A 26,062-nucleotide genomic window follows, 5' to 3' on the forward strand; every position below is an offset into this window, starting at 1 on the left:
AAGTGTCTATTAGCTAACAACTAATTATAGTTTGGTCAAAGCGTATATATATAGATTGAAACATACATATAGTTAATGCCATAAAGAAAGAATCTATTATGGCATTAGTTTTAAGAAATTAATGATACTTACGACTACTTATTTGAGTAATATTAACCAATAGTCAGTACTATTCATAGACCCGCTATGTATCCATTACTTATGCTACCGCAGACTCGCTGTCTTTAATAAATGGTATCACATAGACAATGCTAAATTATCACGATGCACCATGACTACGCGTTCTTCCTTATTACCAAGGATTCTGTCAAATTGTTCCGTACGCTCTCGAGCTACTCGGCGCGCATCATTAGAAGAAAAGTTCATCTGCCCTACCGCTAAACGCTCACCTGTATCTTGATGAACAATTTCTACTACATCTCCTTCATCAAAGTCACCGCGTACTTCTACAACCCCAACTGGTAATAAGCTTCTATTATTCTCTACCAAAGCTTTAGCAGCACCCGCATCAACGATTAAAGTACCTGACATGCGTAAGTGCGCTGCTAACCACTGCTTGCGTGCAATAATTTTATCAGCATCGTTGGTTGTCAATAGTGTACCGACAGCTTCGCCAGACACTACGCGAGTGATGACATTATCAATAGCACCGCTAACGATCACAGTTGGGCAACCACCCATTGCTGCAAGGCGACCAGCACGAATCTTGGTTAGCATACCGCCGCGACCAAGCTTACCACCGTCACCTGCGATGTCAAAAAGATAGTCAGCCATCGCACGCTCTTGACGTATCATTTTAGCATTAGGGTTGTCACGTGGGTTGTCGGTAAACACACCTTGTTGATCTGTCAAAATAATATATAAGTCAGCATTAATCATAGCTGCTGACATCGCACCCAAGGTATCATTATCACCAAACTTAATCTCATCAATCGTGATGGTATCATTCTCGTTGATGACTGGAAGCACATTCCACTCTAGTAACTGCGTCAGTGCGCCAGTGGTATTCAAATAACGACTACGATTAGACAAGTCATCGTGAGTTAATAATAGCTGAGAGCTTTGTATTCCGTGTTGAATCAGTGCTGACCACCACGTTTCAATCAGACCCATCTGACCAATAGAAGCACAAGCCTGTAATGCGGCCAGTTTTTTTGGACGCTCATCAAGGTTCATTCGTACCACGCCTTCGGCAACTGCGCCTGACGACACTAATAGTACTTCAACGCCCTGCTTGTGCAATTTAGCAATCTGTTTGGCCCACTCATAAATAGCAGTTCGATCCAGCCCTCGTCCATTATTAGTTAATAACGATGAGCCAATCTTGACAACAACGCGCTGAATATCAAAATTACGATTTTGTTTGATAAACCTTGCTTCTTCGGTCGTTTGGTCTATGTCACCTGCCATAAAAACTCCTGTAAATTGTGGGTGTTGATTTAAAAATAATAATAGATGATCTATTTCGTCGTATAAAGATTTAATATAGTCTCATAAATAATGACATCAAATTTGTATAAACGTTAGCAGAGAATAACAGTAAACACTACCGTTATCTTCTGCTAATACACTCTAAGAGGTATAGACTACTTCTACACCGTCATCGTCATCTAAGTCGTCATCGTCTACAAGATTGGCACCTTCACGCTCAGCTTTGCGAGCCGCACGGTAAGCTTCACGCTGCGCCTCTGTATTTAAACGTACTTCTTCTTCTAAACGCTCAAAACGCTCTTTTTGCGCGTCAGCAAAAATAGGATCTTCTATTTCACGCTCGCGCTCACGCTCAATTTCATTCATTAAATGATATTTGACAGCATCAACACCATCGCCTGTCAAAGTGGATGTGCGAAACACAATACCTGTCCAGCCAAGCTCTGCTACGATATGCGTACATAACTCATTTAAGTCTTCTTCAGCCACTTGATCAATTTTATTTAACACTAAAATTTGAGGCAAATTAGCCAATTCAGGTGAAAAGCGCTCCAGCTCATTTAAAATGACACGAGCATTCTCTACTGGATCACTACCATCAACTGGCTTTACATCAACCAAGTGTAATAGACGACGCGTACGAGCAACATGCTTTAAAAAGCGAATACCCAGTCCAGCACCTTCAGACGCACCTTCAATGAGACCTGGAATATCAGCCATCACGAATGAGCGGTGACGACCAATATCTACTACACCCAAATTAGGAACGAGCGTCGTAAATGGATAGTCTGCAACTTTAGGTTTGGCAGCAGAAACTTGACGAATGAAAGTAGATTTACCAGCATTAGGCAATCCTACCAGACCTACATCCGCCACTACTTTTAACTCAAACTTGAGTACCTTTAACTCACCTTCAAAGCCTGAGGTGGCTTTACGCGGCGCTTGGTTGGTAGAGCTTTTAAAGTGAGTATTGCCAAGTCCTCCATCTCCACCCTTGGCAACCAATATTTTTTGGTCAATCTCAACCAAGTCGCCTAGTACTTCGTCTGTCTCGGTATCAATAATAGTAGTACCAATAGGTACTGGCAAGAATACGTCATCGGAGCCTTTACCAGCGCAGTTTTTACTATGACCATTCTCACCACGCTTGGCGTCATAGCGACGCGTATAACGATAGTCGACTAGAGTATTTGTATTATCATCAGCGATAACGTAAACATCACCACCGCTACCTCCATCACCGCCATCAGGGCCACCGCGTGGTACGTACTTTTCTCGGCGGAAACTGGCGATTCCGTTACCACCGTCACCTGCCTTTACCGTTACGACGGCTTCATCAATAAATCGCATCTTACGTTCCTTACTTTCCAGATTACAGTCATCGACTGATTTTATATGTGTGCTTAAAGATATCGTTGTACTTAACCAGTCTACTATCAGCTACTTATTATTCAATTACTAAACCAACTGTTATAAGTTAAGTACTCGTAAAATATGCTTACCATAAAGCAAGCAGGCTATAGATTCAAACCAAGTGCTGAGTAATAGCACTTTCGTGATCGTATTATAAAGGTATTAAAAGTTTTTTATAACTATTACAATCATTATACCAGTAGAACCGTTATGGATGTTATCAAACAACAACACCCGATAACCAAATGGAGTATCGGGTGTTATTGTATATTGCAAACATACTAAACCGCTTAAAATGTACTCATAAGCTGTATCAAACAAATTAGCTTAATGAAAGCACATCTTCATATAGGTCTTATGCAGGAATTTGAGTATAGCTAATACCGCCCATCTGCGTCGCCAAACGTAATACTTGCGTGCTATAACCTACTTCATTGTCGTACCAAATGTAGACCGTTGCATGATTGTCGGTGACAATAGTCGCTTGCGCATCAACGATACCGACATGCTTAGTACCAACAAAATCAGTTGATACAGCTTCTGTCGAATCGGTATAAGAGATTTGCGATTGCCAAGTATTGCTGTTAGCCATCTTACGCAAGAAATCATTTAATGCATCTGCACCTTGTGGCGCTTGTTTTAAATTTAAGTTCAAAATCGCCAAACTGACATTAGGGGTAGGTACACGGATAGCATTACCTGTCAGTTTACCACTCAGCTCTGGTAGTGCTTTGCCAACCGCTTTAGCAGCGCCTGTGCTAGTAATCACCATGTTTAGTACTGCACTACGACCACGACGATCAGACTTATGATAGTTATCAATTAAATTTTGATCGTTAGTAAAAGAATGAATCGTTTCAACATGACCGTTTTCAATACCATATTCATCGTTTAATACTTTTAACGTTGGCGTAATAGCATTGGTTGTACAACTTGCAGCACTAACGATAGTGTCCTCACCAACAGTGTCGTTATTGACACCATAAACGACGTTTTTGATATCTCCGCCCGCAGGCGCAGTCAATAACACCTTATTTACGCCTTGCGACTGTAAATGCTTACCTAAGCCCGACTCATCCTTCCAGATACCTGTATTATCAATCACTAACGCATTATCGATACCGTAGGCTGTGTAATCAATCTCACTTGGGTCATTGGCATAAATCACTTGTACAAAACGCCCATTGATAACCATACCATTGTTATCGTCATCAACGCTTACGCCGCCCGTAAAGCTACCATGAATTGAATCACGCTCAAGTAACGACGCACGCTTGGCAAGATCGCCTGCAGCAGCTGGACGTACTACGATCGCTTTTAGTTGTAAACCCTTTTTGCTAGATGCTTGCGACAGTAATAAACGCGTCAAAATTCGCCCAATACGTCCAAAGCCGTACAACACAACGTCCGTAGTACCGTTTTGTGCAGATTTATCATCACCAGCTTCTTGTAAAGCCGCTTGCAAATCAGTGTCATTGGCGATCAGTTGACCGACATCAACACGTGCTGATTGAACCTCACTACTAGAAGCCAATTCTTTAACCATCTCTAGAGTATCAGCAATAGCAATAGGTTTACCATTCTGCTCACGAGTAGCTGCTTTTTGATGCAGCGCTAGCACTTGACCAACTGAAGTTGTATCAAGTGTCTCGCCGAACAAAGTAACTTGCACGTCTTTTTCGTTATAGAGTTTGTTTAACAGTCCAATTAACTCAATAGCTTGTTGTTCTTGATCGTTATAACTATTTAGACGATCTTGATGTAATTGGCGTAAGGTATTAGCTTGGCTCACGAGGAACATCCTTATGGTCAGTAAAATGTGTTTGTAAGATATAGAAGACTATATAAGTAATAAAAACTTGTAAACTGAATGAAACGCTACGTTGAAGATTGATATTCAACTATTAAAGATTGTGTTCTATAGTAGGTTTGTAAGCTGTATGACGGTATTTGTCATAGGTTTTAATTGGGGTATATTTTAGCTCAAAATGCCTGATTTTGCTAGTGATAACCGTTATTACTAACGTTTGATATCAATCATGTATTGTTTTTGACAGAATCTATGGTTATAGATGGCAAAAAGACAACTGAGGAGGTTGATGAAGATCAGCTTATATGCTGTTTTTATATAGAATAAAAAAGTAAAACGAAAGGACTCGTTATGACTCAAAATATTGATTTCGATACTATCTTAGCTAACATTCCTAGTGTCAATATGGGCGCAAAATCTGCCAACGCGCCCCTTAGTGAAAGCTATGACAAAGGCCCCGATGTGCCACTCATTGAAGCGACCATCGGTGATTTCTTTGACGCTATTGTCCATAAATATCCAGAGCGCATGGCGCTAGTCTCCCGTCATCAAAACATTCGCTGGACTTATAAACAGCTGCAACAAAAGGTCAATCAACTGGCAAGCGCTATTATAGAGATGGGGCTTGAGATTGGTGATCGCGTCGGTATCTGGTCTCATAACAATAGCGAGTGGTTACTCATGCAATTAGCGACCGCTAAAGTCGGCGTTATTCTCGTCAATATCAATCCTGCCTATCGTACCTTTGAGTTGCAGTATGCCTTGAATAAACTTGGTTGCTCGGCATTGGTGTTAATGCGTCACTTCAAGACCAGCGATTATACGCAAATGGTGCGTGAGCTGTGTCCGGAGATTTATCATAAAACTTACAATCAGCTGGATTTGGTCGAAATACCGACGATTGAGCGTATCATTTGGATTGATGAGCCAGGTAATGATGAAACCTTTAGTTATATGCAAAGGTTCTCTGACTGGATGAGCGAGGGTGACCCTAACGACCCACGCGTTGCTGAACGGCAAGCACAACTCAAAAACACTGACGCTATCAATGTTCAATTTACCAGTGGTACGACCGGCACGCCAAAAGGTGCGACCTTAACTCACCGTAATATCTTAAACAACGGCTATTTTATCGGTGAGGCGATGAATCTCACTGAAGAAGACATATTGTGTATTCCTGTGCCACTTTATCACTGTTTTGGTATGGTACTTGGTAATTTAGCCATCTTGACGCATGGCGGTTGTATCGTGTATCCCAATGATGGTTTTGAGCCATTAAGTGTCCTGCAAGCGGTCGAGGAAGAAAAATGTACTGGTTTGCATGGGGTGCCAACGATGTTTATCGCGATGCTTGATCATCCGGACTTTGACCAGTACGATTTGTCCACTTTGCGCACTGGTATTATGGCAGGCTCTAGTTGTCCGATTGAAGTCATGCGCCGCGTCATTGATAAGATGCATATGAGCGAGGTCACTATTGCTTATGGCATGACTGAGACCAGTCCAGTGTCTTGTCAGACCAACAAGCACACACCGCTTGAAAAGCAGGTTTCCACTGTCGGACTGGTGCAGCCAGCGCTTGAAGTCAAAATTATCGATACAGAAACGGGCGAGACTGTACCGCTAGGAGAAAAAGGCGAGCTACTCACGCGTGGCTATTCGGTGATGAAAGGCTATTGGGGTGATCGCTTCAAAACACGCGCGTCCATTCAAGATAATTGGATGCATACCGGGGATTTGGCAACCATGGATGAAGATGGGTATGTCAAAGTGGTCGGTCGTAGCAAAGACATGGTCATTCGCGGTGGCGAGAATATCTACCCAGTAGAGATTGAGAACTATCTTTATCGCCATCCCAAGATTCGCGATGTGCAAATCGTTGGCATACCTGACGCTAAGTATGGTGAAGTATTAGCGGCATGGATTATTCCTAAAGAGCCTGATTGCTTAACCGAAGAAGAGGTTAAGGAGTTTTGCCGTAATAACATTGCTCACTATAAAATACCCGCTTACTATCGTTTCGTCGAAGAGTACCCGATGACCATTACAGGCAAAATTCAAAAGTATAAAATCGTTGAAATGATGAAAGATGAGCTAGGCCTACAGTAAACTTGCTGCTTAGGTCTGAAACATTTAGGTTTTAAACATCACGGATTAATCATGTGAGTAACGCTTAATATAAATAGCAGTTAGAATAGTTTGCATAAAAAAGCTACTCGCATTTACGCATCAAAGAAAAGGGATATCATGAGCACTATCATAACCAGTAAACTGAGTCCAAACGCCAGCGACTTTCAGCAAAACCGTGCCGCCATGCAAGAGATAGTCGATGACTTATATGTGCACTTGCGTAAAGTCGCTCAGGGCGGCTCAGAGCGCGCGCGCACCAAGCATTTAGCGCGTGGCAAACTGCTGCCACGTGATCGTGTCGAGCGTTTGCTTGATGTGGGTACGCCATTTTTAGAAGTGGCTCCGATGGCCGCGCACGACATGTATGGCGAAGATATTCCAGCTGCTGGCGTGATTGCTGGTATCGGCCGTATTAACGGCACTGAGTGTATGATCGTTTGTAATGATGCCACGGTAAAAGGCGGCACTTACTACCCAATGACGGTCAAAAAGCACTTGCGCGCACAAGAAATCGCCCAAGAAAACAACTTGCCTTGTGTATATTTGGTGGATTCAGGCGGCGCAAACTTACCCAACCAAGATGACGTGTTCCCAGATAAAGAGCACTTCGGACGCATCTTTTTTAATCAGGCCAATATGAGTGCAGCGGGTATTCCGCAGATTGCTGTGGTTATGGGTAGCTGTACGGCAGGCGGTGCTTATGTACCAGCGATGAGTGATGAGTCAATCATCGTCAAAGAGCAAGGCACCATCTTTTTGGGTGGTCCGCCGCTGGTAAAAGCAGCTACGGGCGAAGAGGTCACGGCTGAAGATTTGGGCGGCGGTGATGTGCATACCCGTCTGTCAGGAGTCGTCGATCATTTGGCACAAAGCGACACGCATGCGTTGTCGATTGCGCGTGATATCGTCAGTCATCTTAACCGTCCTGCCAAGCAAATCCCCAATCAAATCAAGCCGCGACCACCGCGCTACGATGCCAAAGAGCTGTATGGCATCATCCCCACCGATAAGCGTAAACCCTTTGATATCAAGGAAATCATCGCTCGTATTGTCGATGACAGTGCCTTTGATGAGTTTAAAGCGCGCTTTGGTACCACACTGGTTTGTGGTTTTGCTCATATTGAAGGTATGCCAGTTGGCATCATCGCCAACAACGGCATCTTGTTTAGTGAGTCGGCACAAAAGGCACGCACTTTATCGAGCTGTGCTGCAAACGTAAAATCCCATTGATATTCCTGCAAAACATCACCGGCTTTATGGTTGGTCGTAAATATGAAAACGAAGGTATTGCCCGTCATGGCGCCAAGATGGTGATGGCAGTGGCCAACGCAAAAGTGCCAAAATTTACCGTCATTGTCGGTGGTTCATTCGGTGCCGGTAACTACGGCATGTGTGGCCGTGCTTATAGTCCACGCTTCTTATGGATGTGGCCAAATGCGCGTATCTCAGTCATGGGCGGTGAGCAAGCGGCCTCGGTACTGGCTACCGTCAAGCGTGACAATTTTGACCGTAAAGGCGAAGAGTGGAGTGCGGAAGATGAGGCTGCCTTTAAAGCACCGATTCTTGATATGTACGAAGAGCAAGGCCATCCGTATTATGCCACCGCGCGCCTGTGGGATGATGGCGTCATCGATCCTGCCGATACTCGTAATGTGCTGGCGTTAGGATTGAGTACTGCCTACAATGCGCCGATTGAAGAGACGACTTATGGTGTCTTTAGAATGTAGATTGGTAGCGACTTGAAAAGATAGTAGGGTGGGTTAGCGTAAGCGTAACCCACCAATATTAAATAGTCACAACATTAAATAGTCATCATGCAAAATGGCGGGTTACGTTTTATCCGCACTCTCTGAGAGAGTTTGAAAAACTAACCCACCCTACAGTTTTTCTAAAATATAATGACGGCTTTAAAAGAAAAGACATGCAAAAGTTACTACAAAACATTGAGATAACCCTATATGCAAAAGTTACTACAAAACATTGAGATAACCCTATATGAATAATTATAAAAGTCTATTGGTTGATATCGAACAGCACGTGGCGACGGTGATGCTAAACCGTCCCGAGATACGTAATGCCTTTAACGATGAAATGATTGCTGAGCTGATGGAAGTTTTTACCACGCTTGGCACGGATGATAATGTGCGAGTCATCGTGCTAGCAGCAGCAGGCAAAGCGTTCTGTGCGGGCGCCGATCTTAACTGGATGCGCGCCATGGCAGATTATAGCTATGAAGAAAATCTAGCCGACGCCGATAAACTGGCGCAAATGCTCAAAACCATTTACGAATGTCCTAAGCCAACCGTGGCTGCCATTCAAGGCGATGTCTATGCAGGTGGCATGGGTTTGGTCGCCGTCTGTGATGTCGCTATCGCGGTGAAGATTGCCAACTTTTGCTTGAGTGAAGTGCGTCTGGGATTAGCGCCTGCCACCATTAGTCCTTATGTCGTAAGAGCATTAGGGGCTAGAGCTTCACAGCGTTACTTTTTAAGCGCGGAAGTGTTCGATGCCAAAAAAGCACTTAAACTAGGCTTCATTCATGAGCGCGTCAGTGAGGAAGCGCTTGACGATGCGGTGGCAACGTTTTGTGCCAAAATGGTCAAAAACAGCCCTGATGCGGTTAAAACTTGCAAGCAGTTGTTGCATGATATCGCAGGCGCGCCTATTAGCGACGAGCTGATCGCCGATACGGTAAAAGGCATCGCTGATATTCGCTCATCCACACAAGGTAAGGAAGGCGTGCAAGCGTTTTTGCAAAAGCGTAAGCCTGATTGGCTGACGGCAGACTAGCGACAAAAAACGACAGCCAAGCTGACAAATAAAAACGACAAGACACAGGGATAGTTATGTTTTCTAAAATTTTAATCGCCAACCGTGGTGAAATTGCCTGCCGAGTTGCAGCGACTGCCAAGCGTCTGGGTGTAAATACCGTCGCTGTTTATTCTGATGCCGACCGCGGCGCCAAGCATGTCGCTGTCTGTGACGAAGCGGTTTATTTGGGTGGTTCAGCGCCGAAGGACAGCTATCTTAAAGGCGATGCAATCATTGCGATTGCTCTCGATGTTGGCGCGCAAGCAATCCATCCAGGCTATGGCTTTTTAAGCGAAAATGCAGATTTTGCGCAGGCCTGTCAAGATGCAGGACTGGTCTTTATTGGCCCATCCGCTGATGCTATTCGCGCTATGGGCGGCAAGTCTGAGTCCAAGCGTTTGATGGAAGCGGCTGGCGTGCCATTGATACCGGGTTATCATGGTGACAATCAAGATGCCCAGTTTTTAAAGCAGCAAGCAGACAGCATTGGCTATCCAGTACTGATTAAAGCCAGTGCGGGCGGCGGCGGTAAAGGCATGCGTATCGTCGAGCAAAGCAGCGATTTTATCGAAATGCTAGACTCTTGTCGCCGCGAAGCCATTACCAGCTTTGGTAATGATCAAGTACTCATCGAAAAATACGCGCTAAAGCCGCGCCATATCGAAATCCAAGTATTTGGTGATACGCATGGCAACTATGTGCATCTGTTTGAGCGTGATTGCTCGGTACAGCGCCGCCATCAAAAAGTGCTAGAAGAAGCGCCAGCCCCAGGCGTTGATGAGGCTATGCGTAAAGCGATGGGTACAGCAGCGATAGAAGCCGCGCGTGCGGTTAGCTATGTTGGTGCAGGTACGGTTGAATTCATCGTTGAACAGCGCGAAGGCACGATGAGCTTTTATTTTATGGAGATGAATACCCGCCTACAAGTTGAGCACCCAGTCAGTGAAGCCATTACTGGTGTCGATTTGGTCGAGTGGCAGCTCTTGGTCGCGGCCGGTCAGCCATTACCAAAGACGCAAGATGAGCTTGCGATCAATGGTCATGCGATTGAAGCGCGTATCTGTGCTGAAAATCCTGACAATGACTTCTTACCAGCGACAGGTACTTTATTTACTTATCAAAAGCCTGAGCACAGCACTTTTACCATTACTGATGTACGTATCGACGACGGGGTACGCGAGGACGATGTGATTAGCCCATTCTATGATTCTATGATTGCCAAGCTTATCGTGCATGCACCCACTCGCGAGCAGGCATTGGCCAAACTCGATCGCGCATTGGCACAAACGCGCATCGTGGGCTTGCCGACTAACGTGGCATTTTTGCGCTACATTCTCAACACTGAGTCGTTTAGCCAAGCCAATCTCGATACGGCGCTTATCGAGCGCGAGGCGGACGAGTTATTTGATCAGCATCCGCTTGATTTATCGACGCTGGTTGTGACTGCTATCGCCCAGCAGCTGGCTAGTGAAGGTATGGCACAAGACGCCGATCCGTTTAGTAAGCCGACTGGTTTCCGTGCTTATAATGATTATACACGCACGTTTAGCTTGGTTTATGATGAGCAAGCTTATAGCGCCCGTATTAAGAGTTGGAAAAATGCTAATGCCACTTATAGCAAAAAAGGCACAGATAATCTGAGCAGCTTTACACTAGTGATTGAAAAAGAAATCGCGAATGCTGACGAAAATACCAATGCCAATGTTGCCGCGCAAACCGAAACGGTATATGAAGGTGAAGTCAGCTACGCCAGTAGTGACGCCCACAATCATACTTTATGGCTCGATGGCGCACGTATTAGCGCTCAAAGTTGGGTACATAATGAGATAGTCTATGTGTTTACAGATAGCGGTCGTGACGAGATTACGCTGATTGATATCATGGCGCACGTAGGCGAAGAGTCTGCGGCAGTCGGTAGCTTAAAATCACCGATGCCGGGGCAGGTCGTTGCCTTCAAAGTGGCTGTCGGCGATAGTGTAAAAAAAGGTGAGCCACTCGCCGTCATCGAAGCGATGAAAATCGAGCACACCATTACTGCACCCACCGATGGCGTGGTGGCAGAATTATTGTTTGCGGCGGGTGATTCGGTTGCAGATGGTGATGAGCTGCTGCGTATTGATACAGAAGCTAGCGAAGCTTAAGAGCCGAAGTATAAGAACAATGAAAGGATAATAACCATGAGCCATTCGTATCCAGAGCACGTCACCATCGTGGATGTCAGCCCACGTGATGGCTTACAAAACGAATCGATGACGGTACCGACTGCGGTTAAGCAAACGCTTATTAACGATTTAATCGCAGCAGGCGTCAAGAAGCTTGAGGCGACCAGCTTTGTCTCGCCAAAATGGGTGCCGCAAATGGGCGACAACAGTGAGCTAATGACCGCGCTTGAAGATAATAGGCATGATGACGTTATGTATTCGGTACTCGTGCCAAATATGCGCGGTTTTGAAAATGCCATTGTACATCGTCCTGATGAAATAGTAATTTTTGGCTCAGCCAGTGAAACCTTTAGTCAAAAAAACATCAATTGCAGTATTGATGAAAGTATTGAACGTTTTGCACCCGTTGCCGCTGCTGCAAAAGAGCAGGGCATCAAGGTACGCGGTGTTATCTCTTGCACGGTCGGTTGCCCTTATGAAGGCGAGATCGACCCAAGCCAAGTGGCTTATGTGACTAAGCGCTTGGTTGAGATTGGTGCTGAGCAGATTGGTATTGCCGATACCATTGGCGTCGGCACCCCGCTAAAAGTACAGCGCGCGCTACAAGCCGCTCTCGAGTATGCCGACATCGCTATGCTATCAGGCCATTTTCATGATACTTATGGTCAAGCCGTTAGTAATACCTTGGCCGCCTTACAGATGGGCGTTAGCGAATTTGATACCTCAGTGGCTGGGCTTGGCGGCTGTCCGTATGCCAAAGGCGCAACGGGCAATGTCGCAACCGAAGATGTCGTCTATATGCTGCATGGTATGGGCATCAGTACTGGCATTGATTTAGATAAATTGGTCGTAGCAGGTGAGCGTATTAGTGAGTTTTTAGGTCGCCGCAATGGCTCAAGCGTGGCGCGTGCGCTGATTAATAAGCGTCAGCCTTAACCAATATAGTCAATCTACTATAAAAGTGTTACAGCGTTAACCTCGCTTGAAGTATTCAATATACATCTACACTCGGTTGCCTTGTAGCACTTTTAAATTGAATTGATTATGGCATTAAAAATACAGTTAGTCATAAGCTAAATGAATAGATAGATGGATTTATGGCTGGTACAAATTTTCTTCGCTTGCTGTGCGACTTCGTCACTCCAGAGGCTTCAAAAAATTTGTCCCAGCCCTATCATCCCTTTTTAAATTGACACAGCTCTAGTAAGAAACTAAACATCAAAATACAAGGAATGGTTATGAGTTTACCCGGATTGAATTTTCAGCTTGGCGAAGATATCGACGCGTTACGTGACGTGGTACAGCAGTTTGCGGCTAATGAAATCGCCCCGCGCGCAAGCGAAATCGACAGTAGCGATGAGTTCCCAATGGATTTGTGGCAAAAGATGGGTGACTTAGGTTTGCATGGTATCACTGTTCCTGAAGCGTACGGCGGTTCAGATATGGGCTACGTTGCTCATATGGTGGCGATGGAAGAGATTAGCCGCGCTTCTGCCTCTGTGGCGCTGAGCTACGGTGCGCACTCTAATCTGTGTATCAACCAAATCAAACGTAATGGTTCAGAGGAACAAAAGCAAAAATATCTGCCGAAACTCATCAGTGGTGAGTTCATCGGGGCGCTAGCGATGAGTGAGACAGGCGCTGGCTCAGATGTGGTCAGTATGAAGCTAAAAGCCGAAGAAAAAGGCGGCCATTATGTGTTAAACGGCAGCAAAATGTGGATTACCAATGGTCCTGATGCGGACGTAATGGTGGTTTATGCTAAGACTAATCCAGAAATGGGTGCGAAAGGCATGACCGCATTTATCGTTGAAAAAGGTATGGAAGGTTTTGGTACCGCGCAAAAGCTCGACAAGCTCGGCATGCGTGGTAGTCATACTGGTGAGATGACCTTTAACAACGTTGAAGTCCCCAAGGAAAACATCTTAGGCGGGTTAAATGAAGGCGTTAAAGTTTTAATGAGTGGTCTCGATTATGAGCGCGCGGTACTTGCCGCAGGTCCTATCGGAATTATGCAAGCAGTGATGGATAATGTCGTCCCTTACATTCATGATCGCAAGCAGTTTGGTCAAGCGATTGGTGAGTTCCAACTCATTCAAGGTAAAGTCGCGGACATGTATACCATCTTGCAAGCGGGACGTAGCTTTTTATATACCGTCGGCAAAAACCTCGATATGTTGGACGCGCGCGGTGCCGGTCATAGTCGAGAAGTGCGCAAAGATTGCGCCAGTGTGATTTTATGGTGCGCCGAAAAAGCCACTTGGATGGCAGGCGAAGGCATTCAAATCTTTGGCGGTAATGGCTATACCAACGAGTATCCGCTGGGTCGCTTTTGGCGTGATGCTAAGCTGTACGAGATTGGCGCGGGTACCAGTGAGATTCGCCGTATGCTGGTTGGGCGTGAGCTCTTTAACGAGACCAAGTAACACTATAAAATGTTCGTTAGATATTAATTTCAAAATAAGATTGATGCATTAATATCCTCGTGCTAATGAGCTAAATTTTTCTGGCTTGCTGTTCGCAGGCGTGACAGAGGCTGCGAAAAACTCATCTCATTAGCACTCTATAGTCAGCGAAAAGTAATATCGATACATCACGCGCTGCTGATATCACTTTTTCTTGCTTGCTGTGCCTACTCAGACAGAGGCTACAAAAAATTGATATCAGCAATACCGTAGCGTTTTTAGGGTATTTTGACTATATATCGGTTTTGAATCAAATAAGCCATAGCAAAAAAGCAGGTCGCTTAAAACGTCCTGCTTTTTTTATGTTTATTTTATATCTTATAAAAATCGCTTAAAACGTCCTGCTTTTTTTATGTTTATTTTATATCTTATAAAAATCTTAGATTAAAATTGCTATGTCTGTTTACTATGATCAAAATAACGTGCCAAACCATTTAATAGTAAATCATCGCGTAGTCGTACTGGGCGATTGACATGTTGCGCAATAATGGCGGCATCACCACCCGTCATAATGACTTCAAAGTTGGGATGACGATGGCTAATCTCATTGATCGCACCAACGATGGATAATAATATCCCGCGATGTACTGCATCTTGCGTGGTGACACCCTGACTGACGCTATCAAAAGTACCGTTAGAGATGGTGATTTGCTTGGTACCTGAGAATAGTGACTCGCGTTGCAAGTAAATACTGGGGAAAATATAACCGCCTAAATGCTCAGCATGATCAATCAAATCAATCGTCACCGCTGTACCGCAACCAATCACACATTGACGTTTTTTCTTATCGACCGCGCCCAGCATCTGCAACCAACGATCACAGCCGAGCTGCTCATCGTTGTAGGCGCTACGCATCAATGGGTGCGCGGCATCGACATGGACAAACTCAAACGGAATATCTAGACGACTTAAAGTCTCTGATACTTTTACGTTGAGCTCATCACCTAGTACAGACGAGATACCGATAAAGTCAGGGGCGTAACGTTCAAAGCGATCGGTTAGACCCATGAGTAATTCGGCAGGCGCTTGCAAGTGTTGCTTGGCATCGTGCGTGACTATCTGCCCAATGTCATCGGTGAGCCAGTATTTGAGACGGGTGTTTCCAAGATCTAACCAGAGCATAAAAATCCCTTTATATGGTGCTCGTTAAGTATGTGGTCTATGCCTCACGAATTACATCAATACGACCAGTAAAAAGCGCAGAAATCTTACCGTTATCTTGGCGCAATTGCAAACATCCGTTTGTATCGATACTACAAGCACGCCCAGTCACCACATGCGCTTTATCATCGTGGTCTTGAGTCACACGTAAACGTAGACCTGTCAGAGCATTTATCGTCGCAAATTCTTGCAGAAAGCCATCTAGATAGTAGGTATGCCCAGTTGGTTTTTCTATATCGAAGTGCTCAAAGCGCGTCATTGCTGCTATCAATGCTTTACTCATCTGTTGATAAAGCGTTTGTAAGGTTGGTAGGCGTATATCGTTGGTAGCATTATTGGTATCTGTTTCCAGTATTCCATAAATATCTTGTAAGCTAATTGCCTCATAGCTCATGCCCTCACAAGTTTGCGCGGTGAGCTTTGGTGCAGTTTGTACATTAAGACCAACGCCCATGACCACACCAACCAATTTTCCAGCCTTCCACACCGGTTCAATTAAAATACCAGCAAGCTTATTAAATTGAATGATTTGCGTATCGGGTTCAGCTTTATCTGATTTAGGTGAGTTTTGATAAAAGCCCAAGTCATTGGCCCATTTGACGCCAATAGGAGTTAAACCTTGTGCGCGCAGCTGCTCATTTAACGTTTGGATAATAGGCATTTTTGCCAGCTCGACGCCAATAATTAACGATAACAAACCGCTGATGGGCGTATACACTGGATGATATAAAGACAGATAGACATTACCGCGCGGTGATTGCCATGATCGTCCTCGTTGTCCGCGTCCTGCGCTTTGGGTCTCAGCCGTTAATAGATGCAGTTGAGTGGCGTTTAGTGTGCCGTCTTGGACACTTTGTATCAGCTCGCTATTGGTAGACGCGCTGCTGGTCACATGACGATGTGTAAGCTCAGATAAATAGACGGAAGTGTTGGCTGATGACGGCATAAATTTGGTCACTGTGGTTAAGGTCGCATGGATAATCTTTGATATACTGGGTACTTATCGTCAGTAAATAGTATAAGACAAACAGCATAAAGATCGGTTAATGGTTTGGCAAATATAATGAAGCCAACTCTAAATAAACAGCCTAAAATATATAACCATAAATAAAACAGATACATTTTTGTCCTGTACTGGCTGCACAACTTATATGTCAAAAGTAGATATTCTAATAGCACTGTATTGTTTTAAAATGGCTTAATTATAAAACGTCCGTCTAAGTAAGCAGACAAACAAGCAAAATAAAAAAACTCAAAAACAAGCAGAATAAAAGGCTGATTCGATGATGTTATATGTATGGTTTGTCATTGCAGGTGCATTTGCAGGGGTCAGTGCAGGCTTGTTTGGGGTAGGCGGTGGCATGATTATCGTACCAGCGTTGGTATGGATTTTTACTGCTTATAACTTTCCTCCTGAAGTGGTGACCCATTTGGCGGTTGGTACCTCGCTTGCGACCATTGTGGTAACGTCCATCAGCTCACTGACTGCGCACAATAAGCGCGGCGGTGTACGCTGGGAAGTCTGGCGAAAGATGGCGTTAGGTTTGGTCATCGGTAGCCTTATTGGCGCAGGTGTCGCTGATTTGATTGACGGTAAGGTATTGCAAGCCATCATCGGTATTGGCGCATTATTGGTGGCATTAAAGATGTTGTTCTTTTCTAATAAGGAGCAGCTGGGCAAGCCATTACCGTCAGCTGGTGTACAGTTTGGCGCAGGTACAGGGATTGGTATGGCATCGTCTATCTTTGGGATTGGCGGTGGGAGCCTGACTGTACCGTTTTTAAACTGGGCAGGACTGCCGATGAAGCAAGCGGTCGGCACCTCGGCCGCGTGTGGTTTACCGATTGCATTAGCAGGCGCTACGGGATTTGCTTGGTTCGGACAAGACGTGGTCAATCTACCTGAAGGGACGATAGGCTTTGTTCATGTTACAGGCTTTATATGTATTTCAGTCGTGAGCTACGCTATGGCAAAAGTCGGTGCTAAGCTTGCCCATGTATTACCGGCACTTATGCTTAAGCGTGCCTTTGGCGTGTTGCTATTATTTGCAGGCGGACAGCTTTTGTTAAGTGGAATTGGGGTGATTTAGGGCGATTTTTATTTCTTATCAAGCGCATCTAGTCCCAGACGCATCCACTTTCTTGCTAACTCATCATGGTTGGTCAACATACTCAACAGCGCATCTTCACTAAAGATTGAGTGCGCTTGACTCGAGTGCTCAATCGGCAAATCCGCTTCACGGTCTGCCATCCATTGCGGATTTAAATAGTAGTCTTTTAATTCGTTTTGCAATGCTTCAGCTTTTAAGAACTGCTGTTGCGCCTCTAGTTGCTGGCGGTATAACTTGCACCACTGCTCATATTTTTGCTGCAATTCTTGTGGATTATAATCAGCCATTTTATTTCTCTTTTTTAGTGGTTAATAATTTAGCTTTTGAGCAGTATCATATAATGAATTGAAATAAAACTAGTATATAGATTTGAATGTGCTACTGGTATAAATTTTCCTTGCTTGCTGTGCGACTTCGTCACTGTTCGATGCTACACAAAATTCATCCCAGTAGCACTATATACTTCTTAAAGTGAACATATTATAGCATTCCTCACAAACTCTAAAAACTCGTCACAATTTCAGGTAGAATAGCCGCCTGTTTTCGCTAAGTTTATTGATTATTCATGCGTTTAAAATCTTTAAAATTGGCAGGCTTTAAATCCTTTGCCAATCCAACAACTTTTACCTTCCGTCATGGTATCACCGCCATTGTCGGGCCAAACGGCTGTGGCAAATCTAACGTCATCGATGCCATTCGCTGGGTGCTTGGTGAGACCTCTGCCAAGCAGTTACGTGGCGGGGCAATGAGTGATGTTATCTTTGCAGGCACGCAAGATAGATCTGCCAAAAGTGTTGCCAGTGTCGAGCTGACTTTTGAGCATACGCAAGACGAGCAGACGGGTATTCGCCATGAATTCAATCTTTATCAAGAGTTGTCCGTCCGCCGACAGGTAAATAAAGAGGGGCGCTCAGACTATTTCATCAATGGTACGCGCTGTCGTCGCCGTGATGTAGTCGATGTGTTCTTGGGAACTGGGCTTGGCGCGCGCAGTTATGCGGTTATCGAACAAGGCATGATTGGGCGTATTGTTGAGTCAAGCCCGCTGCAGCTGCGTGAATTTATCGAGGAGGCGGCAGGCGTCTCACGCTATCAAGCGCGCAGGATAGAGACGCAAAAAAAAGTTAGAGAAAACTAAAGATAATTTAGCACGTTTGCATGATATGCAAAGCGAGCTGGTCACCCAACAAAAACGGTTATCTAAGCAAGCAGAAAGCGCTCAGCGTTACGAAGAGCTAGCGTTAACACTTGCTGATATCAAGCAGCAACTTGCCATTCAGCAACTGTATCAAGCCAAGCATAATCAGCAGCAGCAAAAAATAGCTCATGAGCGTAGCGCTAGTGAGGTCGCCACATTACAAGCCAGCTATGAGACTCTAAAAGCCAAACAAGATAAGCTTGCTGCCCATATCAATCAAGAACAGTGGCTAAAAGATGATGCCCAAAGCAGCCATTATCAGCAGCAGCTAAGCTATCAACAAGCTGAGCACCAGCTAAGTGATGCCAAATCACAGCTAACCGTTATTGAACAGCAACGAGCTGGCTTAGAGCAGCAGCGTGAGCAAGCAGTCGATGAGATTGAGCGTTTAAAAGCTGAGCAAGCTGAGCAGCAACATGCGCTAGAAGCATTGCGTCCGCAGCTAATTGAACTGACAAATAAACGTGAAGCGTATAAACGCAATGAGCAACCGTTGCAGCGCGCATGGCATGAAGCGCAAAATAAGCTGTCACGCCTACAAGATAGTCATCGTGCGCTTGAGCAGCAGCAAGCGATTAATAGCCAAGCACAAAAACGGCGTCAGCAAAACCATGAGAAATGGCAGCGTCGCCAGCAACATTGGCAGAGCTTATGGCAGCAGCTACAGCAATCATTATCTGCTAAGACCGATGCGACCCTTACGCATGGCACGGAGGGACAAGAGCAGACCTTAGCGTCGCACATTGCTGAGCTTAATAAACAGCTACAACAGATTGAGCGTCAACAAGATAGCGTTGATGAAAGACTGTCTCAACTACAACCGCAAGCGCATGATTTACAACAACGCTTGATAACTCAGCAACGCGAGTTGAGTGAGAATGAAAAACGTCACGCAGTTTTAGCAGGTGAGTACGATACTCTACACCAGATATTACATCCTAAACCCACACCGAAATCGCAACAGTCTGCTAATGTAAAAACTACCGATATTAAAACTGACTTAGAAAATCAAGTATTAAATAACTATAATGACTTAGCTATCTCCACCTTACGTGAACAGATTGAGTTAAGCGCAGTAGGCAAGCAGCATGCTGAGCTGCTCGATAGTGTGTTTGCGTTATGGCTGGATAGTCATGTGCTGGTTTCTAGCCAATCAAGTAATGAAAAAGTTAACGGCGACGTTCAAAAAGCGAATAGCTTATGGCAAGCGCTTGAGCATGACTTAACGGATTTGTTTACTTATCAGACTGTGCAAAATGAGCGCACCAACGCAAAAAATAAATTGCCAGTAGAAAACGGCCATAGCTTGTGGCTATCTGCTAAACAAAACGAAATTAGAGACAATTCATTTGTTAGCGAGTTGCCTGATAGTTTGACTGATACAGTACTGCCTTTATCACAGATGATTACTGCCCCTAATTTAGTGCTTTGGCAGCAATGTTATTTATATATTGCGCAACCTGAGGCAGTTAATAAGCAAACGTTAGAAGCGCTTGCCGATATCTTAAAGGTATTACCGTCGTCAGCAATTCTGCTAACCTCGGATGGCTGGATTATCAGTCGTCAAGGTACGATAAACCTCAGTAAATTTATTGGTGCGCAAGATGGTCAAAACGACAGCAATAACCAATTCTTAACGCAGCGCTTACAGCAGCGCGAGCGTCTGCAAACATTAGAAGAGCTGCTTGATGGGCTTGAGGATAAAATAGAAGAGCAGCAAAAGGCCGTCGCTGATAACCAACGCAACTATGATGCGTTAACGATTGGCTTAGAAGAAACGCGCGCGCAAGCGGGGCAATTAACCCGCGATAAGCATCAATACCAGCAGCAGCTTACTACTCAGCACGCCAACGCTGAACGTCTACAAGCGGACAGCCAACGTCTAAACGCTGATAAAGTTGCCCTTGAGCAAGAGCAACAAGAATTAGAGCAAGAATTGCAAACTCTCAATCATGAGCAGCAGCATATTCAAAGTGAGATAGCCGCGCTGACGCCACAAATAGCGGATGCTCGAACATTGAGTCAGCAGTTGCAGTCCGAGCGTAGTGAGCTTACCCGCACACGTCAGGCAGATGATGACGCTTGGCAAGCATTGCAACTTCGTATGCAACAAAGCGAGATGCGCCTTGATCACAGTAGCAGTAGTCTAAAACGGGCAAGTGAGCAATATGACAAGTCGCTACAAAGCGAGCAAATCCTAAAGGCGAAGCATGAGCAGCAGCAAAATAAACTGCCAGCGCTGCAAACAGCGTTGCAGACAGTACAAAAAACGCGCGATGAGCAGCAATTGCTACTGGCAGAACGCGAAACGACATTGACGGCGCTTAAAGGTGAGTATAGTCAGCAGCAGGCAGAGCTAGATACGCTACAACAGTCATTGCAGACTCAGCAGAGTAAGCTTGCACATCACGCTACCGAGCTGGCATTAAGCGCGGCACGCTTGGAGGATGCCAGTACTCATACGCAAGAGGCGCTAGAAGCTTACTATAGCATTAGGCATAGATATAAAACTGATGAAGAGTTAACACAGCAACCGATTAGTGTCTCAAATTTATTAGCGGATTTTATCGCGCATGATCGCCGCGTACGTCCTGACAAAATCGCTGAGCTTGAGCGCGAAAAGTCCAAGCTTGAGCAGCAAATCAGCAAACTTGGTGCGGTCAATCTAGCCGCCGTGGCAGAGCTGGCAGAGGTCAATGAACGCTTAGAACCGCTGGCGCAGCAAACCGCAGACATTGCAGCCAGTATGGAGACATTGAGCGAGGCGATTGCCTCGATTAATGAGACCACTAAGACCTTATTTATCGAGACGTTAGAGGCAGTCAATACCGAGCTTGCTAATTTATTTGCCAAAGTCTTTGGCGGTGGGCAAGCCAGCCTAACGTTAAATATTGATGATATGCCTGCCAATACACCTAAGTCGGAGCAGTGGCGAGCAGGATTAACCTTGATGGCTCAGCCAAGGGGCAAACGTAATAGTCGCCTTGCTGTGCTATCGGGTGGGGAAAAAACCCTAACCGCGTTGAGTCTTATTTTTGCCATCTTTAAGCAGCATCCCGCACCATTTTGTGTGCTAGATGAGGTGGATGCGCCACTCGATGATGCCAATGTTGGCCGGTTTACCAGCTTGATTCATGAGCTGGCAGACGATTTGCAGTTTATTTTTATTAGCCATAATAAGTTGGCAATGCAGATCGCTGATGAGCTTAAAGGCATCACTATGCCAAATGCTGGTATTTCTACCTTGGTCAGCGTCTCGCTTAATGAGGCTGTCAGCTATATTGATGGCTAGTATCAGTGAATAGTGTTAAGAATTGATAATCGGTATCGAGTTTTATACAGACTCTAGTATTATAGTTAGGGTTAAGATTGTAACGTAATGCAACTATGTTGGGCTGACTATAAACAATTACTATATGGTGACGAGTTTAGTCAGCCATGCTAGACTATTGCCATTTATTCTATTTTGTGTATTCCCTTTTATCATAGTTATTAGGACATATTTCTCATGACCGCTATTCAGTTTATCTTGATTGCCATTGCTGCATTTATCGTGCTTGCAGGCCTGTTTATGGTCATTCGTAGCTTTAAACGTCGCAATAGTACGGAAGCCGCGACAGTCAATTATGATAAAAATGGCATTCCCATCATACCGCGTCACGAGCGCAATATTGTCGATCAGCCAGATTTTGATGATACGGTCGCCGGTGAGACCACCATTGCGCCCAATCGTGATTATCTCGATGCGGTTATCGAAGATGAGCCGTTAACCGAAACCCATACCAATGTCGATGCACAATTGACTAAGGGTCGCGATGAGACCGAAGCCAATGTCGATAATAAAAATGATGAGGACTATGCGCGCTGGCAAGCTGAGCAGCAACGCGCAGACAATGCTGAGTTTGCAGAAGTAGCTAACTACATGCAAGGTGGTAGCGAGCAAGAGCCTGATGCGTTTTCTAGCCTTATGTCAGCGACTGATAGCTTGATGCCAGTGATCGATACGGCTGAAGAGCCAAGCTTTGATGACAACAGCCCGATACTTGATCAGCATCTGTTAGAGCCTGTCGATGAAGCGCAAAATGGCCCACTTATTAATGCTAAAGACAACATCAACATTACTATCTTGCCGCGCCAGTACCGTGATCGCCCGGTAGAGATTATTCGCGGTCGTGACTTATTGGCTTTAATCGACAAGTATGGTCTACGCTTTGGGGCGATGAACATGTTTCATCGTTACGAGCAAAAAGATGGTACCGGCATGCTTTGGTTCAGTATGATGGGTATCACAAACAGTGGTATCGCGCCGTTTGATCCGCATAGCGTGGCGACCAACACTTACAATGGTGTGGTAGTATTTTTGTCCCTGCCGCATCCACAAGCGCTACGCAGCTTTGATAGTATGATGAGCATTGCTTATATGATGGCGGATGATTTAAATGCGCTGTTACTTGATGAAAACAACGAACCGATTACTCCTGAATATAAACAACAGCTGCGTAATCAAGTTCGCGACTATGAAATTTAATAAAGACAAAAGTTAACAGCAGTACTAACTGTATTCTAAAAGGCAAACAATGCAGCGTAGATAATATATCTATGGTTGCGTGATTTGCCTTTTTTAATCGTCCTGATTTTCTGCAAAATTATATCCGAGTAACCCGCAAAATTGTTATCATATCGGCATCTTGAATTATAAAGACGCTGACTATGACTGATCCTCTCTTATCGACCACTTCTCAAACCAAAACCAATCAAAAAGTAGCTTCACAACCTTCGATTAATTCTGATGCTCATCACGACATCATTACTCAAATGCGCACGCTTATTGATACCATCAAGACGCACAATTATGCCTATTACGTGCTCGACAACCCCGTTTTAGACGATAGCGAATACGATCAGTTGCGCCGCTCTTTACTTGAGCTTGAAGAAGGATATCCAGATTTGGTGCAGCCGGACAGTCCTATCAATCAAGTCGGTGATACGCCGTTGTCAGCATTTACCCAAGTGACCCATGACATTCCCATGTTATCGCTTGGCAACGTCTTTGATTATGATGAACTGCACGCATTTATGCGCAGGATCAATGACCGTCTAAGTGACGCCCAGCAAAACCCAGAATATGAGATAGAGCTTAAACTTGATGGCTTAGCAGTCTCGCTAAAGTATGCGTACGGCAAGTTTGTCCAAGCGGTGACGCGCGGCGATGGACAGACAGGCGAGGACATCACCCAAAACGCCAAGACCATCCGAAACCTACCATTATGGTTAGCTGATGCCGCTGATATTGAGCTATTAGAAGTACGCGGAGAGGTGCTAATGCCCAAGGCAGGCTTTGAACGACTCAACCGTCTAGCAGAAGAGAACGATGGTAAAACTTTTGCCAATCCGCGCAATGCCGCCGCTGGTAGCTTAAGACAACTTGATCCAGCTATTGCCGCCAGTCGTCCGCTTGCATTTTATTGTTATTCAGTTAATCAAGGTCTACCTGAAAATATCAACACCCAATCAGCAGCGTTAGCATGGCTAAAAGACATTGGCTTTACGGTCAGTGCGGTCGAGGTGGTACAGAATCCACGCGAAGCGCAAGCCTACTATGAATCGGTGATTGAAACGCGTGATGAGTTACCGTTTGAAATTGATGGCACAGTGATTAAGGTCAATAGCTTGGCATTGCAGCAGCAGCTTGGTTTTTTGTCCCGTGAGCCGCGCTGGGCAACCGCTTATAAATTCCCTGCCCAGACCGTTATGACACGCTTACACGCTATTGAATGGCAAGTCGGACGTACCGGACAAATCACCCCTGTCGGCAAGCTCGAACCCGTCAAAGTCGGCGGCGTCACTGTCAGCAATGTCACTTTGCATAACTTTGGTGAGATTCAGCGTTTGGACGTGCGTGCAGGCGATATGGTCAGCGTACATCGGGCAGGCGATGTGATTCCCAAAGTCACGCGCGTCTGGCACGATCAGCGTCCAGAAGACTCTGAGCCCGTTAAGCTGCCCTCTACCTGCCTGTCTGCGACTCGCCTGTGGTGCTACCCGAAGATGAAGCGTTGGCGCGTTGTACTGGCGGACTGTTCTGTCCCGCGCAGCAGACCGAGGCACTCATTCACTTTGTCTCGCGTCGAGCGATGGATATTGATGGTCTAGGCGCAAGCTGGCTCATTAGCTTTTTTGAGCATGGACTTATCAAAACTGTCGCCGATATTTATAACTTGCATAATCATCGAGACGATCTCATTACTTATGAAAAACTGGGTGAGAAATCGGTACAAAACATCATCAGTGCTATCGAAGCCAGCAAAAAGACCACCTTGCCACGCTTTATCTACGCACTTGGTATTCGCGGTGTGGGTGAAGGCACTGCACAAAACCTTGCCCAGCAATTTGGCGATCTTGATAGCCTAATGGCAGCAGATATTGATACGCTACTACAAACACCTGATGTGGGCGCTATCACCGCTGAGCTTATCCATGAGTTCTTCCGCGCACCACACAATATCGAAGTCATCACCGCCTTGATGGAGGCGGGCGTACATTGGGATAAGGTCGAGCAAGTGGCATCAGAAGGGTTACCGCTTGATGGGCAAACTTGGGTCATCACAGGCGCGCTCGATAGCATGGCACGTGATGAAGCGAAGGCCAAATTGCAAGCATTGGGCGCGAAAGTCTCGGGTAGTATCTCGGCAAAAACCACTGCGCTACTGGCAGGTGATAAAGCTGGCTCTAAGCTAACCAAAGCGGAAAAATTGGGTGTGAAAATAGTGGATGAAGAAGAGTTTTTGGCGTTGGTTGGGGATGAGAACCGTTAAAAAATTGCACTGCTAACTGCGAGCATGGCTCTTGTCTTGCGTCGGGCAAAACAGTGTTTTGCTTATTCCTCCTCAGGTTCGCAAGTGCAAATCCCTTAGAGGGGATTTGCTGGTTAGGTCATACTTTAATAACATGCTCGTCCCTAGCGCAAGAGCAAAAGATAAAGATTTAAAAGCATGGCCTCAGCATTGCTTGCTTTAACAGTTAGCAAATATGCAGGTCATAGGTCGCCTTTCTTTAATGGTTTAGCTCGGCGCTCGTCCCTCGCGCACAGCTTTCGTCCTCCGCTTTAGTAGAGAGTTGCAGCTGCTTTACTCATCGCAAAAGAATAAGCGCTTTGTACATTTTTGAGTAGGGTGCTCCCTACTATTCTATTCTTCTTAGCAGTGTATTTAATATAAAACAAAGCATACGCTGCTAATCGGTACTTTCCAGTCTCTTTTATATATTAAAATCATCTTTATCAGTCATTCATCGATTAACAACAAACAGCATAACCCTTCGATAACTATTTAATTTAAAACCAAATATAAAAAAACTTAACAAAATTGGTC

General features: G+C 45.1%; 17 protein-coding genes and 1 pseudogene. 12 read left to right on the forward strand and 6 right to left on the reverse strand.

All coding sequences use genetic code 11. The features are described from left to right. Positions 1 to 237 precede the first annotated feature (237 nt). From proB to PENNN9_RS02145, 3 genes are all read right to left on the reverse strand, one after another. A complete protein-coding gene (gene proB / locus PENNN9_RS02135; protein WP_058368117.1) occupies positions 238 to 1,410 on the reverse strand; it encodes a glutamate 5-kinase in 1,173 nt (390 codons plus the stop codon). A 162-nt stretch (positions 1,411 to 1,572) separates the two neighbouring features. After that, complete coding sequence (gene cgtA / locus PENNN9_RS02140) at positions 1,573 to 2,781, reverse strand: Obg family GTPase CgtA (RefSeq protein ID WP_058368118.1); 1,209 nt, start codon at positions 2,779 to 2,781, stop codon at positions 1,573 to 1,575. A 418-nt stretch (positions 2,782 to 3,199) separates the two neighbouring features. Then, a complete protein-coding gene (locus PENNN9_RS02145; RefSeq protein ID WP_058368119.1) occupies positions 3,200 to 4,645 on the reverse strand; it encodes a glyceraldehyde-3-phosphate dehydrogenase in 1,446 nt (481 codons plus the stop codon). Positions 4,646 to 5,005: 360 nt separating this feature from the next. Between PENNN9_RS02145 and PENNN9_RS02150 the strand changes: the two genes are divergently transcribed. The 6 genes and pseudogenes from PENNN9_RS02150 to PENNN9_RS02175 all read left to right on the forward strand — a co-directional run bounded on the left by PENNN9_RS02150 (position 5,006) and on the right by PENNN9_RS02175 (position 14,183). Further along, a complete protein-coding gene (locus PENNN9_RS02150; RefSeq protein ID WP_058368120.1) occupies positions 5,006 to 6,763 on the forward strand; it encodes an AMP-binding protein in 1,758 nt (585 codons plus the stop codon). 138 nt (positions 6,764 to 6,901) lie between these two features. Then, positions 6,902 to 8,511, forward strand: a pseudogene (locus tag PENNN9_RS02155) (carboxyl transferase domain-containing protein). Positions 8,512 to 8,779: 268 nt separating this feature from the next. After that, positions 8,780 to 9,574: an enoyl-CoA hydratase/isomerase family protein gene (locus PENNN9_RS02160; RefSeq protein ID WP_058368121.1), complete on the forward strand. Its 795-nt coding sequence runs from the start codon at positions 8,780 to 8,782 to the stop codon at positions 9,572 to 9,574. A 56-nt stretch (positions 9,575 to 9,630) separates the two neighbouring features. Continuing rightward, a complete protein-coding gene (locus PENNN9_RS02165) occupies positions 9,631 to 11,736 on the forward strand; it encodes an acetyl/propionyl/methylcrotonyl-CoA carboxylase subunit alpha (RefSeq protein ID WP_058368122.1) in 2,106 nt (701 codons plus the stop codon). A gap of 36 nt (positions 11,737 to 11,772) precedes the next feature. Further along, on the forward strand, positions 11,773 to 12,693 hold the full coding sequence (locus PENNN9_RS02170) for a hydroxymethylglutaryl-CoA lyase (RefSeq protein WP_058368123.1): 921 nt from the start codon (positions 11,773 to 11,775) through the stop codon (positions 12,691 to 12,693). Positions 12,694 to 12,995: 302 nt separating this feature from the next. Continuing rightward, positions 12,996 to 14,183, forward strand: coding sequence for an isovaleryl-CoA dehydrogenase (locus PENNN9_RS02175; RefSeq protein WP_058368124.1), 1,188 nt, complete (start codon positions 12,996 to 12,998; stop codon positions 14,181 to 14,183). A gap of 432 nt (positions 14,184 to 14,615) precedes the next feature. Here the strand turns inward: PENNN9_RS02175 and PENNN9_RS02180 are convergent, their stop codons facing one another. Both PENNN9_RS02180 and PENNN9_RS02185 read right to left on the reverse strand, forming a co-directional pair. Next, positions 14,616 to 15,344, reverse strand: coding sequence for a pantothenate kinase (locus PENNN9_RS02180; RefSeq protein ID WP_058368125.1), 729 nt, complete (start codon positions 15,342 to 15,344; stop codon positions 14,616 to 14,618). Positions 15,345 to 15,381: 37 nt separating this feature from the next. After that, complete coding sequence (locus tag PENNN9_RS02185) at positions 15,382 to 16,329, reverse strand: biotin--[acetyl-CoA-carboxylase] ligase (protein ID WP_058368126.1); 948 nt, start codon at positions 16,327 to 16,329, stop codon at positions 15,382 to 15,384. Between the two features lie 340 nt (positions 16,330 to 16,669). Between PENNN9_RS02185 and PENNN9_RS02190 the strand changes: the two genes are divergently transcribed. Beyond that, positions 16,670 to 17,473 carry a sulfite exporter TauE/SafE family protein gene (locus PENNN9_RS02190; RefSeq protein WP_058368130.1) on the forward strand — a complete coding sequence of 268 codons (804 nt, stop codon included), beginning with the start codon at positions 16,670 to 16,672 and terminating at the stop codon, positions 17,471 to 17,473. Positions 17,474 to 17,481: 8 nt separating this feature from the next. Here PENNN9_RS02190 and PENNN9_RS02195 read toward each other — a convergent pair whose 3' ends face one another. Beyond that, positions 17,482 to 17,781, reverse strand: a complete 300-nt coding sequence (locus PENNN9_RS02195) for a DUF4298 domain-containing protein (RefSeq protein ID WP_058368127.1) — start codon at positions 17,779 to 17,781, stop codon at positions 17,482 to 17,484. A 278-nt stretch (positions 17,782 to 18,059) separates the two neighbouring features. Here PENNN9_RS02195 and PENNN9_RS12930 point away from each other — a divergent pair, with 278 nt between their 5' ends. The 5 genes from PENNN9_RS12930 (at position 18,060) to PENNN9_RS12935 (ending at position 25,507) form a co-directional block, all read left to right on the forward strand. Then, positions 18,060 to 18,632 (forward strand): AAA family ATPase, encoded by a 573-nt coding sequence (locus tag PENNN9_RS12930; protein ID WP_227511689.1) that lies wholly within the window; start codon positions 18,060 to 18,062, stop codon positions 18,630 to 18,632. A 16-nt stretch (positions 18,633 to 18,648) separates the two neighbouring features. Then, positions 18,649 to 21,984, forward strand: coding sequence for a chromosome segregation protein SMC (locus PENNN9_RS12770; protein ID WP_413771730.1), 3,336 nt, complete (start codon positions 18,649 to 18,651; stop codon positions 21,982 to 21,984). Positions 21,985 to 22,200: 216 nt separating this feature from the next. Then, the gene (locus tag PENNN9_RS02205) at positions 22,201 to 23,220 is read left to right on the forward strand and encodes a cell division protein ZipA C-terminal FtsZ-binding domain-containing protein (RefSeq protein ID WP_058368128.1); all 1,020 of its coding nucleotides are present in this window, start codon (positions 22,201 to 22,203) and stop codon (positions 23,218 to 23,220) included. Between the two features lie 182 nt (positions 23,221 to 23,402). Continuing rightward, positions 23,403 to 24,845, forward strand: coding sequence for an NAD-dependent DNA ligase LigA (gene ligA / locus PENNN9_RS02210; protein WP_227511690.1), 1,443 nt, complete (start codon positions 23,403 to 23,405; stop codon positions 24,843 to 24,845). Next, positions 24,728 to 25,507 (forward strand): helix-hairpin-helix domain-containing protein, encoded by a 780-nt coding sequence (locus PENNN9_RS12935; RefSeq protein WP_227511692.1) that lies wholly within the window; start codon positions 24,728 to 24,730, stop codon positions 25,505 to 25,507. Before ligA ends, PENNN9_RS12935 begins: the two co-directional genes overlap by 118 nt. Positions 25,508 to 26,062 lie beyond the last annotated feature (555 nt).

This window comes from Psychrobacter sp. ENNN9_III (assembly GCF_001462175.1).
Taxonomy (GTDB): domain Bacteria; phylum Pseudomonadota; class Gammaproteobacteria; order Pseudomonadales; family Moraxellaceae; genus Psychrobacter.

Excerpts from the sequence above, each read along its gene's own strand:
- PENNN9_RS02195 (WP_058368127.1), bottom strand. The coding sequence starts at position 17,781 with ATGGCTGATTATAATCCACAAGAATTGCAGCAAAAATATGAGCAGTGG.
- PENNN9_RS02170 (WP_058368123.1), top strand. The coding sequence starts at position 11,773 with ATGAGCCATTCGTATCCAGAGCACGTCACCATCGTGGATGTCAGCCCA.
- PENNN9_RS02145 (WP_058368119.1), bottom strand. The coding sequence starts at position 4,645 with ATGTTCCTCGTGAGCCAAGCTAATACCTTACGCCAATTACATCAAGAT.
- PENNN9_RS12930 (WP_227511689.1), top strand. The coding sequence starts at position 18,060 with ATGCGTTTAAAATCTTTAAAATTGGCAGGCTTTAAATCCTTTGCCAAT.
- PENNN9_RS02175 (WP_058368124.1), top strand. The coding sequence starts at position 12,996 with ATGAGTTTACCCGGATTGAATTTTCAGCTTGGCGAAGATATCGACGCG.
- PENNN9_RS02205 (WP_058368128.1), top strand. The coding sequence starts at position 22,201 with ATGACCGCTATTCAGTTTATCTTGATTGCCATTGCTGCATTTATCGTG.
- PENNN9_RS02185 (WP_058368126.1), bottom strand. The coding sequence starts at position 16,329 with ATGCCGTCATCAGCCAACACTTCCGTCTATTTATCTGAGCTTACACAT.
- PENNN9_RS02150 (WP_058368120.1), top strand. The coding sequence starts at position 5,006 with ATGACTCAAAATATTGATTTCGATACTATCTTAGCTAACATTCCTAGT.
- proB (WP_058368117.1), bottom strand. The coding sequence starts at position 1,410 with ATGGCAGGTGACATAGACCAAACGACCGAAGAAGCAAGGTTTATCAAA.
- ligA (WP_227511690.1), top strand. The coding sequence starts at position 23,403 with ATGACTGATCCTCTCTTATCGACCACTTCTCAAACCAAAACCAATCAA.
- cgtA (WP_058368118.1), bottom strand. The coding sequence starts at position 2,781 with ATGCGATTTATTGATGAAGCCGTCGTAACGGTAAAGGCAGGTGACGGT.
- PENNN9_RS02165 (WP_058368122.1), top strand. The coding sequence starts at position 9,631 with ATGTTTTCTAAAATTTTAATCGCCAACCGTGGTGAAATTGCCTGCCGA.
- PENNN9_RS02160 (WP_058368121.1), top strand. The coding sequence starts at position 8,780 with ATGAATAATTATAAAAGTCTATTGGTTGATATCGAACAGCACGTGGCG.
- PENNN9_RS02180 (WP_058368125.1), bottom strand. The coding sequence starts at position 15,344 with ATGCTCTGGTTAGATCTTGGAAACACCCGTCTCAAATACTGGCTCACC.
- PENNN9_RS02190 (WP_058368130.1), top strand. The coding sequence starts at position 16,670 with ATGTTATATGTATGGTTTGTCATTGCAGGTGCATTTGCAGGGGTCAGT.